The organism is Mesoterricola sp. MK458 (genome assembly GCF_055384935.1).
Window position 1 is genome coordinate 4,439,835 of sequence record NZ_AP045075.1, and the last position, 12,413, is coordinate 4,452,247.

10 protein-coding genes are annotated in these 12,413 nt (G+C 71.7%); 7 read left to right on the forward strand and 3 right to left on the reverse strand.

The genetic code is table 11. The features are described 5' to 3' along the window. Positions 1–70: 70 nt before the first annotated feature. The 7 genes from ACZ5LB_RS19365 to ACZ5LB_RS19395 all read left to right on the forward strand — a co-directional run bounded on the left by ACZ5LB_RS19365 (position 71) and on the right by ACZ5LB_RS19395 (position 8,256). Positions 71–1,693, forward strand: a complete 1,623-nt coding sequence (locus ACZ5LB_RS19365; protein ID WP_464603844.1) for an ATP-binding protein — start codon at positions 71–73, stop codon at positions 1,691–1,693. Next, complete coding sequence (locus ACZ5LB_RS19370; protein WP_464603845.1) at positions 1,690–2,064, forward strand: response regulator; 375 nt, start codon at positions 1,690–1,692, stop codon at positions 2,062–2,064. The genes ACZ5LB_RS19365 and ACZ5LB_RS19370 overlap by 4 nt, the downstream gene beginning before the upstream one ends. A gap of 125 nt (positions 2,065–2,189) precedes the next feature. Next, the gene (locus ACZ5LB_RS19375; RefSeq protein ID WP_464603846.1) at positions 2,190–2,627 is read left to right on the forward strand and encodes an ATP-binding protein; all 438 of its coding nucleotides are present in this window, start codon (positions 2,190–2,192) and stop codon (positions 2,625–2,627) included. Further along, positions 2,627–2,965, forward strand: coding sequence for an STAS domain-containing protein (locus ACZ5LB_RS19380; protein ID WP_464603847.1), 339 nt, complete (start codon positions 2,627–2,629; stop codon positions 2,963–2,965). Before ACZ5LB_RS19375 ends, ACZ5LB_RS19380 begins: the two co-directional genes overlap by 1 nt. Continuing rightward, positions 2,955–3,833: a patatin-like phospholipase family protein gene (locus ACZ5LB_RS19385; protein ID WP_464603848.1), complete on the forward strand. Its 879-nt coding sequence runs from the start codon at positions 2,955–2,957 to the stop codon at positions 3,831–3,833. Before ACZ5LB_RS19380 ends, ACZ5LB_RS19385 begins: the two co-directional genes overlap by 11 nt. Continuing rightward, positions 3,830–4,999 (forward strand): PP2C family protein-serine/threonine phosphatase, encoded by a 1,170-nt coding sequence (locus ACZ5LB_RS19390; RefSeq protein ID WP_464603849.1) that lies wholly within the window; start codon positions 3,830–3,832, stop codon positions 4,997–4,999. The genes ACZ5LB_RS19385 and ACZ5LB_RS19390 overlap by 4 nt, the downstream gene beginning before the upstream one ends. A gap of 95 nt (positions 5,000–5,094) precedes the next feature. Then, on the forward strand, positions 5,095–8,256 hold the full coding sequence (locus ACZ5LB_RS19395; RefSeq protein ID WP_464603850.1) for an immunoglobulin domain-containing protein: 3,162 nt from the start codon (positions 5,095–5,097) through the stop codon (positions 8,254–8,256). Between the two features lie 73 nt (positions 8,257–8,329). Here ACZ5LB_RS19395 and ACZ5LB_RS19400 read toward each other — a convergent pair whose 3' ends face one another. The 3 genes from ACZ5LB_RS19400 to ACZ5LB_RS19410 all read right to left on the reverse strand — a co-directional run bounded on the left by ACZ5LB_RS19400 (position 8,330) and on the right by ACZ5LB_RS19410 (position 12,355). After that, positions 8,330–9,064, reverse strand: a complete 735-nt coding sequence (locus ACZ5LB_RS19400; protein WP_464603851.1) for a class I SAM-dependent DNA methyltransferase — start codon at positions 9,062–9,064, stop codon at positions 8,330–8,332. Continuing rightward, entirely contained in the window at positions 9,057–10,496 is a 1,440-nt protein-coding gene (locus tag ACZ5LB_RS19405) for an aminotransferase-like domain-containing protein (protein ID WP_464603852.1), read from the reverse strand. The genes ACZ5LB_RS19400 and ACZ5LB_RS19405 overlap by 8 nt, the downstream gene beginning before the upstream one ends. Before the next feature lie 80 nt (positions 10,497–10,576). Continuing rightward, on the reverse strand, positions 10,577–12,355 hold the full coding sequence (locus ACZ5LB_RS19410; protein ID WP_464603853.1) for a M14 family metallopeptidase: 1,779 nt from the start codon (positions 12,353–12,355) through the stop codon (positions 10,577–10,579). Positions 12,356–12,413 lie beyond the last annotated feature (58 nt).

Consider the following 12,413-nt stretch of genomic DNA (forward strand, 5'->3'; position numbering starts at 1 on the left):
AAGCGGTTAAATAGTTTATAGTTGACAGGTTCGGGAAACAATCCAAGATGGCCCATCAACAGGTCATCCCATGGACGAACTCTGGCTCCGCCCTCCCGACGGTCCCCCCGCTAAGCTGGGGAAGGACCGGCCGTCCCTCGTCATCGGCCGGGACCCGTCCTGCGACGTGGTCGTGTACGATCCCAGCCTCTCCCGCAACCACGCGCGGCTGTTCCTGGATGCCGGCCGCGCCCTGCTGGAGGACCTGGGCTCGCGCAACGGGACCCGGGTCAACGGGGAGCTGTTGGCGGGGCCCCGGGCCGTGGCCCCGGGCGACAGCCTCGTGCTGGGCCGGGTGAGCCTCGCCCTGGAGCGGGCCGAGGACCCTTCCATCTCCTTCATCATGGAGGTGGAGCAGCTGCGGGCCTCGTCCCCGTCCGTTCCGGCCCCCGAGGGCGCCCCGGGGTGGAAGGAGGCCCTGGACCTCATGCACGGCCTCAGCCTGGACATGCTGGGGGACGCCGGGGCCGAAGTGATGCTGGGCAACCTCCTGGAGCGGATCTTCCCGTTCCTGCGCCCGGACCGCGGGGCGGCGCTGCTCGTGGATGCCCGGGGGGAGATGGTGCAGGTGGCCTCCCGCACCCGGCGGCAGGGGGCCGGCTTCCAGGTGCAGCCCTCGCGCACGCTCCTGGAGAAGGTGGTGGAGGGCCGCAAGGCCCTGCTCATCAACAACCCCGTCCTGGACGCGCAGTTCGCCCAGGCCCAGTCCATCGTGGCCAGCGGGGCGGCCTCGGTGATGATGGTGCCCCTGGAGCACGACGGCGAGGTGGTGGGGGTGATCTACCTGGACGCGGGCCTGGCCCGGGGCGCCTTCACGGGGGAGGACCTGCGCCTGCTGGCGGTGGCCGGGCACATGGCCGCCGCCAAGATCCGCGCCGCGCGGCTCCTGGCGGAGGTGGAAGAGAAGCGCCACCTGGAGGCCCTGTACGCCGCCGCCGAGGAGGCCACCCGCGCCAAGAGCGAGTTCCTTTCGCGCATGAGCCACGAGCTGCGCACCCCCCTCAACGCCATCATCGGCTACGGCGAGATGCTCCAGGAGGACGCCGCCGACGCGGGCATGGACACCATGGGCGAGGACCTGGCCCGCATCACCTCCGCGGGCAAGCACCTGCTCCTGCTGGTGAACGACATCCTGGACCTCGCCAAGATCGAGGCGGGGAAGATGGAACTCCACCTGGAGGACTTCGCCGTGGAGCCCCTGGTGCAGGAGCTGGTGTCCCTGACCCTGCCCCTGGCCGCGAAGAACGCCAACTCCCTGGAGCTGCGCTGCGCCCCGGAGGCGGGCGCCATGCGCGGCGACGCCACCAAGGTGCGCCAGGTGCTCCTCAACCTCCTGGGCAACGCCTGCAAGTTCACCTCCGGCGGCGCCGTCGCCCTGGAGGTGGACCGGGAGGGCGGCTGGCTCGCCTTCGCCGTGCGGGACACGGGCATCGGCCTCACCCCCGAGCAGATCGGCCGGCTCTTCCAGAGCTTCTCCCAGGCCGACAGCTCCACCACGCGGCGCTTCGGCGGCACGGGCCTCGGGCTCGCCGTGGGCCGGCGCATGGCGCGCATGATGGGCGGGGACATCGAGGTGGAAAGCGAGCCCGGCCGGGGGTCGCGCTTCACCCTACGCCTTCCGGCCGAGGCCCCGGAGCCGGGAGGGGAGCCTTGACCCGGATCCTGCTGGTGGAGGACAACGAGAACAACCGGGACATGCTGAGCCGGCGGCTGCGGCGCCGGGGCCACGAGGTGGTCACCGCCGCCGATGGCCTGGAGGGCGTGGCCCTGGCCCGCACCGGGGCGCCGGAACTGATCCTCCTGGACATGAGCCTGCCCGGCCTGGACGGATGGGACGCGGCGCGGCTGCTGAAGGCGGACGCCGCCACCCGGCCCATCCCCATCATCGCCCTCACCGCCCACGCCATGAGCGGGGACCGGGAGAAGGCCCTGGGCGCCGGGTGCGACGACTACGGCACCAAGCCGGTGGACCTGGACGGGCTGCTCGCCAAGATCGCGGCCCTGGTGCCCCCGGAAATCCCCTGAATTTTCATGTGTTCAGACATCAGGATGTGCGAGAATGAGTCGCATTTTTCGCTCATCAAGCAACCAAGGGAACGCATTCGGGGGGTGACCGAATTGAATGTTTCATTTGTCGTCGAAGGGTCCCCATGACCGGACCGGAGACCCCGGCCGCCCTGGAGGTGACCGCCGACGCCCATGGGTTGGGGTCCATCCTGGCCTTCATGGCCAAGGCCTTCGACCGCGCCGGCGTGGCCGGCGCGGCGCGCCACGACCTGCGCCTGGCGGTGGAGGAGGTGTGCGCCAACATCATCCTGCACGGCTACGCGCCGGGGGCTCCCGGGCCCATCCGGGTGGCGTTCCGGGCGGAGCCCGGGTCCTGGCAGGTGGTGGTGGAGGACCGCGCGGCGCCCTTCGATCCGGCCTCGGCGCCGGCCCCGGACCTGGCCTCGGGGTGGCGGGACCGCAGCCCCGGGGGCCACGGCTGGAGCCTGGTGCGGGCCGTGGTGGACGAGGTGCGCCACGAGGACGTGGCGCCCCGGGGGAACCGGGTGACGCTCGTGAAGTTCATGGGAGGGAGGACCTGATGGATCTGTCGGTCAAGGACGTGGGCGATGTGACGGTGGCGACGGTGGTGGGCAGCATCGACGGCCTGACCGCGGGGGCCCTGCAGGACGCCCTGGAGGCGCAGGTGCGCGGCGGGAAGGTGCGCCTGGCCGTGGACTTCAGCGCGGTGGACTACACCAGCAGCGCCGGCCTGCGCACGCTCCTGGCGGTGGTCAAGGAGGCGCGGCGCGCCGGCGGCGACTTCCGCCTGGGGGCGGTGCGGCCCGACGTGAACCGGGTGCTGGAGATCAGCGGCTTCACCGGGATCCTGAAGCTCTTCCCCGGCATCGACGAGGCGGTGGCCAGCTATGGAAGGTAACCTGGCCTCGAGGCATTCCAAGAAGGTGGCGCTGGTCATCGGCGCGGGCAGCGTGAAGTGCGCCGCGGCCCTGGGGGTGCAGCGGGTGCTGCGGCGGGAGGGCATCGGGATCGACCTGGTGGTGGGCTGCAGCGCCGGGAGCATCTACGCCGCCATGATCGCCGCGGGCCACGACGTGGAGACCACCCTGGAGATGAGCACCCGGTTGTGGACCCGGGAGCTCACGAGCCAGCGGGACCGCCTGGCCCTGCTGCGCGTCGTCTTCGGGCGGCTCTTCGGAAGAAGGGACGCCGTCTTCGGCATGCGCAAGGACGTGCTGGTGATGCGCCGCCTGCGCGAGACGTTCGGGGACATGGCCATCGAGGACGCGAAGGTTCCGCTGTTCATCACGGCCACGGACCTCGCCAACGGGGACCAGGCCATCCTCGGGGAGGGGAGCGTGGTGGACGCCATCCGCGCCAGCATCTCCATCCCCTACATCTTCAGCCCCCACCGCATCGGGGACCGGCTCCTCATCGACGGCTTCATGTCGGACCCGCTGCCTGTGAACGTGGCCATGCGCGAGGGCGCGGACGTGATCATCGCCGTGGGCTTCGAGAGCCCCTACCAGCGGCGGTTCAACACCCTGGGCCGCTTCTCCTTCCAGCTGAGCAGCATCATGACCAACAACCTGCTCAAGTCGCGGTTCGCCTTCCACAACCTCACCCACCATTCCGAGGTGATCCTCATCGTGCCCAGGTTCGACAAGCGGGTGGGCCTGTTCGAAACGGAGAAGATCCCCTACGTGGCGGAGGTCGGGGAGCGGGCCGCCCAGGAGCAGGTCCCCTACCTGCGCCGGCTCCTGGCGGACGCCCCGGTCGAGGCGTGAGCGCGTCCCCGGGCCGGGTCCTCGTGGTGGACGATGTGGAGGCCAACCGGAACCTCCTCACCCGCAGGCTCGAGAAGCTGGGCCTGGCCACGGCCTCCGCGGCCGGCGGGGCCGAGGCGCTGGCCATGGTGGAGGGCGGCGGCTTCGACGTGGTGCTCCTGGACATCATGATGCCGGGCATGGACGGCCTGGAGGTCCTGGCCCAGCTCAAGGCCGACGAGGCCCTGCGCCACCTGCCGGTGATCATGATCTCGGCGGTGGAGGAACTGGAGACGGTGGTGCGCTGCATCGAGCTGGGGGCGGAGGACTACCTCCCCAAGCCCTTCAACCCCGTGATCCTCAGGGCCCGGGTGGGGGCCTCCCTGGACCGGAAGCGCCTCCGGGACCGGGAGCGCCTGCACACCGAGAGCCTCGAGCGCGAGCTGCGGATCGGCCACGAGATCCAGAAGGGGTTCCTGCCCGAGGCCCTGCCGGCGCTGGACGGGTGGGACCTGGCCGCGCGGTTCGCGCCGGCCACGCAGGTGGCGGGCGACTTCTACGACGCCTTCGCCGTGGACGGGGGCCGCACGATGGTGGTGGTCGCCGACGTGTGCGGCAAGGGGGTGGGGTCCGCGCTCTACATGGCGCTCTTCCGGACCCTCATCCGCGCCGCGGCCACCGCGGCCCCGGGCGACCCGGCCCAGGTGCTGGAGCGCGCCGCCCGCACCGCCAGCGACTACATCGCCACGGTGCACGAGCGCTCCAGCATGTTCGCCACGGCCTTCCTGGGGATGGTGGATTCCGGGTCGGGGGAGCTGGCCTACGCGAACTGCGGCCACGACGCGCCGCTGGTGGCCTCCGGGGGCGTGGTGCGGACCCGGCTGGCCCCCACGGGCCCGGCGCTGGGGCTCCTGCCCGGGTCGGCCTTCGGGGTGGCGCGGGAGGTCCTGGCGCCCGGGGAGGGGCTGCTGCTGTTCACGGACGGGGTGACCGAGGCCCAGGGCGCCGGGGGGTTCTTCGGGGAGGCGCGGCTGCTGGGGGTGCCCCCCGGCGGGGGCGCCGGCCCGTGGCTGGACCGGGTGACCGAGGCCCTGCGCGGGCACGTGGCGGGCTTCGAGCCCTCGGACGACATCACCCTCCTGGCCCTGTGCCGGAACCCGAGAGACAGACAAACAAGCGAACGCTGAATTTGTTGCCGGGAATTCACAAGATTTGACTTGGTACCCGGGGGCGGTCGCTGGATACTTCATGAACCATTACCCCGGATTTCCAGGAGACTGTCATGAAGGCGCTTCGAAGCTTGGCTCGTCTGAGCCTCTGCCTGGCCGTGCTCGGCCTGGGCACCCCAACCCGGGCCGGCGGCCCGGACCGCGACCACGATCAGGGCCGGCACCTCGGCTGGTTCCACAAGCCCGATCACCTGAGGATCGTCACCCAGCCCCGGAGCCAGACGGCCATCGCCGGCCAGGCGGTGACCTTCAAGGTGGAGGTGACGGGCAAGCCCAGCCGCTTCCATTACCAGTGGCTGAAGGGCCTTCACCGGGTGGGCGGCGATTCGGCCACCTACACCATCCCCGCCGCCACGGCCGCCAGCGCGGGCGTCTACACGGTGATCGTGAGCAACCCCACGGGCTGGGTGCACAGCCGCCCCGCCACCCTGGCCATCAACGTCCCGCCGGTCATCACCGCCCAGCCCGCCAGCCTCACCGTGGTACAGGGGGCCTCCGCCTCCTTCACCGTGGCGGCCACGGGCAAGGGCACCCTGGGCTACCAGTGGCGCAAGGGGGGCTCCGCCCTGGCTGGCGCCACCTCAGCCACCCTGAACCTCACCGCCGTGACGGCCGCCAACGCCGGCAGCTATGACGCGGTGGTCACCAACACCGTGAACGGAACCGTCACCTCGGCCACCTCCGCGGCGGCCGCGCTCCAGGTGAACGTGCCTCCGGTCTTCACGCTCCAGCCGGTTTCCCAGACCGTGGACCTGGGCGCGCCCCTGGCGCTCAGCGTGGCGGCCTCGGCCAATGCGGGCTCCGTGACCTACCAGTGGCGCAAGGACGGCCTGCCCATCGCCGGCGCCACCTCGCCCGAGTTCGCCATCGCGGCCGTGGCCGTGGCCGACGCGGGGAGCTACGACGCCGTGGCCACCTGCACCCTCGACGGCACCGTCACCTCCACCCTCTCCCTGGCCGCGGCCGTGGCGGTGCACGCGCCGCCGACCATCCTCGCCCAGCCCGAGAGCCGCACCGTCCTGCCTCCGGACGCCGTGACGTTCACCGTCTCGGCCACCGCGAACCACGGCGGCGCCCTCACGTATTCCTGGCGCAAGAACGGCACCCCCATCGACGGCGCCAACGCCGCTTCCTACACGGTGCCCTCGACCGAATTCCCCACCAACGGGGATGCCTACTCCGTCCTGGTGAGCGACGGCGCCTTCCAGGTGGAGAGCGCCAACACCTACGCCGTGGCCTCCGTGCCCAGCCCCGTCTACGCGGGGGATCCGGTGGCGGTGCCCAGCCGGCCCCTCACGGTGCTGCCTTCCCTCCACGTGGACCCCGTGAACTACCCCAACGGCTCCTTCCGCCTGGGCTATGACGAGTCCCTGAAGAACCCCGTGTGGACCTCGTACCTGAACTTCCCGGTCCACCAGCCCTACGCCAATTCCGACAAGGACTACACCGCCGACCTGCGCCTCGAGGCGCCCCGGGTGGGCAAGGACGACTACACGGGCATCTACACGGGCGGGGCCAACTCGCCGGACAGCTTCGACCGCGGCCACCAGGTGCCCCGGGCCGACGTCTCCTACCGCTACACCCCCGTGGCCGGCGACGACGCCACCATCATGAGCAACCTGGTGCCCCAGATCTCCCAGTTCAACCAGCAGCTCTGGCAGCGGCTGGAGGAGACCATCGGCGGCACCCAGGGCGGCGACACCAACGGCATCACGTCCTACCTGGGCCGCGTGTGGGTCTACACCGGCTCCTACTTCCCCCCCAGCCCCGCGTGGTGGGCCTCCAAGGCGCAGCCCGGCCTGAACATCGCCATTCCCACGGCCTGCTACAAGATCGTGGTTTCCGAAGCCACGCCCGGCCAGCCCAAGGCCCTGGCCCTGATCCTGCCCAACGCCTGGGGCCTGGTCAACGCGCCGGCGACCCTCACCACCTACGTCACCTCCGTGGCCCGCATCGAGGCCCTCACCGGCCTGGACTTCTTCCCCAACCTCCAGACCGTGGCCCCCGGCCTCGACATCCCCGCCTGGAAGGCCACCGTGGACGTGCGCGGCTGGCGCACTCCCTTCGAGCAGACCTCCGGCCCCAACGTCCACATGGTCGAGCCCAGCTGGGACACCACCGTGAACGTCAATGACACCGTGACCTTCGCGGGCGCGGCCACGCCGAACTCCGCCTCCGCCGCGGGCACCGCCATCGCCTCGGCCACCTGGAACTTCGGCGACGGGACCCCGGTTTCCACCGGCATGACCGCGAGCCACACGTATTCCCTCGGGGGCACCTTCTCCGCCTCCTTCACGGTCCAGGACAGCCTGGGCTCCAGCAACACCATCACCCGCGTCATCAAGGTGAAGGGCGGCAACGAGGCCCCCACCTTCGCGGGCGTGGGCAACAAATCCACCACGGAGGGCGCCGCCGTCAACGCCACCTTCACCGTGGCCGACGATTCCACGGCTCCCGGCGCCCTCACGGTCACCGCCACCGCGGACAACACCGTCCTGCTGCCCTCCGCCCTGGTGGTGGACAACGCCGCGGGCGTCTGCACCCTGGCCCTGATCCCCGCCGCGGGCGTCACCGGTTCGGCCATCGTCACCCTGACCGTCACCGACGGCGACGGCGCCAGCACCACCACGACGTTCACCCTCACCGTCACCCCCGGCGGCATCCCGGGCGCGTCCTCTCTCATCATCAGCCAGTACTACGAAGGCGCGAGCTACGACAAGTGGATCGAGGTCACCAACGTCGGCGCCGGCACCTATGATGCCGCCGTCACGCCGGTCTACCTCTGCCTCTGGACGAACCCGAACACGTCCAATACCTTCAAGACCGCGCTGATCCCGGGCACCCTGGCTCCCGGCGCCAGCTTCCTGATGAAGAACACCGGGGCCGCCCTTCCCGACGCCGCCCACGTGACCAACGGCGCCGCCGCGGTCACCAACAACAACGTGGCCAACTTCAACGGCAACGACCCCGTCTTCCTGAGCACGGTGGGCACGGCCACTTCCGCCGCCTGGGACGCCCGCATCGACACCCTCGGCGACCTGGCCTGGGGCGCGGCCAATCCCGCCGCCGACAAGAGCTTCTTCCGGCTGCCGTCCGTGAAGGCCGGGAATCCCACCTACACCGCCGCCGAGTGGACCCAGAAGACCATGGCCGACGTCCAGGCCGCGGCCGAGACGGATTCCGCCCGCCTCGGGTACCACATCTATATCCCGTAGTCCCGCCGCGTTCCGCCCCGGCATCCTCCTCCCTGCGGGGAGGGGCCGGGGCGGAGGCCTGTACGGCGGAAGGTCAGGCCCTGCGCAGCACGTCGATGCGCCAGGGGGCCACCTGCAGCTCGTTGACCCAGGCGAAGGGTTCGCCGGGGCGGCCCAAGGGGCGGTGGGCCAGGACGCGCACGAGGCCGGCGCCGCGGTACAGGTCCAGGTAGTCGGCCTCGGGGCAGAAGATGTCCTCCACGGGCCGGGCGTCGGGCACGTCCTTCATCACGGTGAACACCGCCGCGCCCGGGGCCGGGGCCGCGTTGCCGGGGAAGGCCGCGGTGCTGAAGGAGGCCCACTCCAGGCGATAGAGCTCCTCGGAGCTCACCAGGTTCAGGAGGCGTCCTTCCGGTTCCAGCAGGTCCGCCAGCTGCCGGAAGAGGCCCGGCTTGGAGCCGGTCCTCACGTTGTCGAAGGTGAAGGCCGACAGGATCCGGTGGTAGCGGTTCCCGGCCAGGGCGGTCAGGTCCCCGTCGGGCACCCGGCGGTAGGTGCCCCGGGGATCCCGGGCCCGGGCCTGGGCCAGCATCGCCTCCGAAAGGTCTGCGCCCTCGGCCCGGAAGCCCAGGTCCGTGAGGAAGCGGGTGGAGCGGCCCGCGCCGCAGCCGAAGTCCAGGGCCCGGGCGCCGGGGCCGGGCCGCCCCAGGAGCTCCGGCAGGTCCCGGAAGGCCAGGTGGTAGGTTCCGGGGAAGGCCAGGGCCGCGTAGGAGGCGGCGCGGAGCTGGTCGTCGTAGGCGTTGGCGAAGGGGGTGGCGGGTTCAGGCATGGCTGAGGGCTCCCAGGGCGCGGCCCAGCCGGGCCACGCCTTCGGTGATCTCCGCCTCGTCCAGGGAGGAGATGGAGAGGCGGAGAAAGGGTTTCCCGGATTCCGGGTCGTTGAAGTAGGACGAACCGCCGCGGGCGTCCACGCCGTGGGCGTGCAGGGCCGCTTCCAGGCCGGCCGGCGGGGCTCCGCGCAGGGCGAGCCAGATGAGGTAGCCGCCGGTGGGGGCCGTCCAGGTGGCGACGGCGGGGTCGATTTCCCGGCGCAGGGCGGCCAGGGCGGTTTCCATGCGGCGGCGGAAGGTGCGGTGGAGCCGCGCGAGGTGCTGGTCGAAGTGGCCCTTGCGCAGGAAGTCCTCCAGGGCGGCCTGGAGGATGGGGGAGGGGCCCAGGTCGGTGGAGCGCCGGAGTCCGGCCAGGGCCCCCAGGCAGGTGGCGGGGCCCGTGAGCCAGCCCAGGCGCAGGCCCGGGGCCAGGACCTTGGAGAAGGTGCCGGCGTAGAGCACGAGGCCCGCGCGGTCCATGGACTTGAGGGGCAGCATGGCGCGGCCGAAGTACTTCATCTCCTCCTCGAAGCCGTCCTCCAGGATGGGCAGGGCCAGGCGCTCGCAGAGGGCCAGGAGGCCCTCCCGCTGGGACTGGGGCAGGCAGCGGCCCGTGGGGTTCTGGAAGCTGGGCATGGTGTACAGGAGAACGGGGCGTTCCCTGCGGGCGAGGCGCTCCAGGGCGGCCAGGTCCGGACCGTCCGCGCCCTCGGGGATGGGCAGGGGCCGCAGGCGGTGCAGGGCCAGGAGGCGGAGCATGTGATCGTAGGTGGGGGTCTCCACGAGGACCGCGTCCCCCGGGCGGGTGAGGGCCCTGAGGGCCAGGTCCAGTGCCTGCTGGGCGCCCTGGGTGACGAGGATCTCCTCCGGGGCGGCCTGGACACCGTGGCGGCCCATGCGCTGGGCCAGCACGGCCCGCAGGGAGGGGAGGCCCCGGGGATCCCCGTAGTCAAGGAGCCGGGCGCCCTCCCGGTGCAGGGCGGCCTTCAGGGAGCGGGCCAGGGGTTCCACCGGAATGAGGCGGGGGTCCATGCCGAGGCTGTTGAACGAGATGAGCCCTTCGGGGCGGGGCCGGGGCGGCGGTTCCAGGGGCAGGGTGAGCCGTTCCCGCCACGGGAAGGCGCCCGGCTCCGGCCCCGCGGGGGCCCCGAGGGCCCCCCGGCGCCGGACCCGGGGAACGGCGCCGGGCCGCAGCTCCAGCCAGCCCAGGGCCCACAGCTCCTGGTAGGCCGTGGCCACCGTGGAGCGGTGCAAGGCGAGGCCCTCCGCCAGGTGTCGGGTGGAGGGCAGGGCCTCGCCGGGATTCAGGTGCCCGTCCCGGATGAGCCGCTGGACCTGGTCGACGATCTGGCGGCCCTTGGGGCTTCCCCCCTCCTCCAGTTTCAGCAGCATGGCGCCCCCCGGACCTCCAGGTTACGTCCCTCTGGCTGCACTGGAACCGTCAGTTGGGATCAATTCTGATCCGGCCAGTTTCAGAGCTTCGCGGCCTCCGCGGCGTCGAAGATCCGGCCCACGGGGTAGAGCCCCAGGCCGGGATCCCCCCAGGGGGAGCGCTGGTAGAACCAGTTGAGCTGGGCGTCCGGGTTGGCGGCGAAGGCCTTGTCCTCGGCCTTGCGGCGCTCGTAGGCGGCCTTGAGGGCGGGGTCCGCCGCGAGCATCTTCCGGGCCAGGGGCTCGAGGACGTAGCTTTCGCCGTACTCCTTCTGCTCGAAGATGGTGTTGAAGAAGCCCCACCGCAGCAGGCTCTCCTCGGAGGCGGGCTCCAGCAGGTGGACGATGATCCGCGCCAGGCGGTTGCCGGTGGGCACCACCACGGTCCCCGCGGGGAAATCCCGGGTGGCGGCGAATTCCTCCTGCACCAGGCTCTCCACCCGCTGGCGGCCCTCGGTGGGGGTGCGCCGGAAGACCACGTCCCGGAAGCGCCAGCCGGAGACCGCCACCGTGGCGGGCTTCGCCAGGCGGTGGTGGGGGATGCCCTGGGCCTCGAGGCGGGCGATGACCTCGGTCCATTCCGGCGGCACGAGGTAGGCTTCGGGCACCCGGGCCGTGGCGGTGGGCACCAGGTGTCCGTAGCGCGGGATCTGGAAGGTCTGGGGCCGCGTGGGGTCGTAGGTGAACCAGTCTCCTCCCGTGAGGTCGCTGGTGGCGCGGTCGTAGGCGAAGCCCTTGAAGGCCATGGGCTCGGAGGTGCCGTCGTCCTTGAAGCCCAGGGACATGGGCGCCGCCCGGAAGGCGGCGCTGGCGGTGAAGGCGTCGGCTTCGCGGTTGAGGCGGGCCACGGTGGCGTGCTCCCGGGCCACGATCTCCGAGGTGCGCAGCAGCGCCAGCCGGGTGGCCTCGACCCGCACGGGGTAGGGCTTGAGCATGTGGGTCTCCAGGAGGATTCCCATGCGGTTCTGGGCGGACTGGTAGCCCTGGGAATAGCGCGGCCCGGAGGGGCCGATGACCAGGCCGCTGCGGGGGTCGTGCCAGGTGCGGAAGACGATGTACTCCGTGGTGGGCATGCCGTCGGCCTCCAGGCCGGAGCGCAGGCCGGGCAGGAAGCTGTCCCGGATCCAGGCGCCCAGCCGCGGTTCCAGGAACCAGGTGTCCCCGGGGCCCGCCTCCCGGGCGATGGTGAGGGGGTACTGGTAGTCGGCGCCGTCGGTGGAATGGCAATCCAGGAAGACGTCCGGAAGCCAGGCCTGGTGGAGCTTCAGCCAGGCCCTCATCTCCGGGGCGTCGGCCTTGAGGTAGTCGCGGTTCAGGTTCAGCCCCGCCGCGGTGCTGCGCCAGCCCATCTCCTTGGGGCCGTTCTGGTTGATGCGGTTGTGCGGGCCGAAGCGCTCGTGGCCGTCCACGTTGAAGACCGGCAGGAACACGAACACGAGCCGGTCCAGGAGGCCGGGGTGCTTGCGCTCCACGCACAGCTCCTTCAGGAAGCGCAGCCCCGCGTCCTTGCCGTCGGATTCGCCGGCGTGGATGCAGGCCTGGATCATGACCACGAGCTTGCCCTTGGCCCGGGCCCGGGCGGGGTCGAAGGCCCGGTCCCGGTCCACGATCACCAGGGGCAGGTCGCGGCCCTGGGGGCTGCGGCCGAAGGTTCCCACGCGGACCCAGGGCGAGGCCTTGGCCAGGGCCCGGCATTCCTCCACCGTCTCCGCCAGCCGGGGCGTCTCGAGGCCCCCGGACCGCTCGAAGCGGGTGGGGGGCAGGGTGCCCGCGGCCAGGGCTGTGGCGAGCAGGGCCGGGGCCAGACTGACGAACCGCATGGTGCCTCCATCGCGAACCAGAGGTTCCAGCGTAGCTCATGCGCATCGTATCCTGGTC

What these genes read in the sequence shown, in the direction of transcription:
- ACZ5LB_RS19365 (WP_464603844.1), top strand. Translation starts at nt 71, where the DNA reads ATGGACGAACTCTGGCTCCGCCCTCCCGACGGTCCCCCCGCTAAGCTG.
- ACZ5LB_RS19375 (WP_464603846.1), top strand. Translation starts at nt 2,190, where the DNA reads ATGACCGGACCGGAGACCCCGGCCGCCCTGGAGGTGACCGCCGACGCC.
- ACZ5LB_RS19380 (WP_464603847.1), top strand. Translation starts at nt 2,627, where the DNA reads ATGGATCTGTCGGTCAAGGACGTGGGCGATGTGACGGTGGCGACGGTG.
- ACZ5LB_RS19385 (WP_464603848.1), top strand. Translation starts at nt 2,955, where the DNA reads ATGGAAGGTAACCTGGCCTCGAGGCATTCCAAGAAGGTGGCGCTGGTC.
- ACZ5LB_RS19395 (WP_464603850.1), top strand. Translation starts at nt 5,095, where the DNA reads ATGAAGGCGCTTCGAAGCTTGGCTCGTCTGAGCCTCTGCCTGGCCGTG.
- ACZ5LB_RS19400 (WP_464603851.1), bottom strand. Translation starts at nt 9,064, where the DNA reads ATGCCTGAACCCGCCACCCCCTTCGCCAACGCCTACGACGACCAGCTC.
- ACZ5LB_RS19405 (WP_464603852.1), bottom strand. Translation starts at nt 10,496, where the DNA reads ATGCTGCTGAAACTGGAGGAGGGGGGAAGCCCCAAGGGCCGCCAGATC.
- ACZ5LB_RS19410 (WP_464603853.1), bottom strand. Translation starts at nt 12,355, where the DNA reads ATGCGGTTCGTCAGTCTGGCCCCGGCCCTGCTCGCCACAGCCCTGGCC.